This is a genomic window from Pseudomonas sp. SIMBA_041 (assembly GCF_046535095.1).
In the GTDB taxonomy this organism is placed as follows: Bacteria; Pseudomonadota; Gammaproteobacteria; order Pseudomonadales; family Pseudomonadaceae; genus Aquipseudomonas; species Aquipseudomonas mucoides.
Genome location: NZ_JAWRXJ010000186.1, coordinates 1 through 284, shown reverse-complemented (window position 1 = coordinate 284; position 284 = coordinate 1). Strand labels below are relative to the sequence as shown.

Below are 284 nucleotides of genomic sequence, written 5' to 3'. Positions count from 1 at the left end.
GTACCGTTTGCGGCGATCTGGACGCCTGCCCCGACCTCCGTCAATCGTGGAGCACGCTCCAGTACAATTGGCTCTATACCATGACGCAGCAACGTCAGGGCGGTCGTGAGTCCGCCGACGCCTCCTCCAACTACTATGACTTTCATGTTAGATTCTCCTATCGAGTTAGTTATGCAAGTCTACTTAGTTAACCATAGACGGTAAAGTAATGATGGCACCAGGAAAAACCCTTCGTTCAGACGGCGTCGAGACCCGAGCTCGCCTGAAGGAGGAAGCGCAACGAC

The 284-nt window shown here is 53.9% G+C and carries 1 protein-coding gene; it reads right to left on the bottom strand.

The genetic code is table 11. The features are described from left to right. A partial coding sequence (locus SB725_RS30780; protein ID WP_410923154.1) for an FAD-dependent oxidoreductase occupies positions 1–146 on the bottom strand: 146 nt, incomplete at its 3' end. Between the last annotated feature and the right edge of the window lie 138 nt (positions 147–284).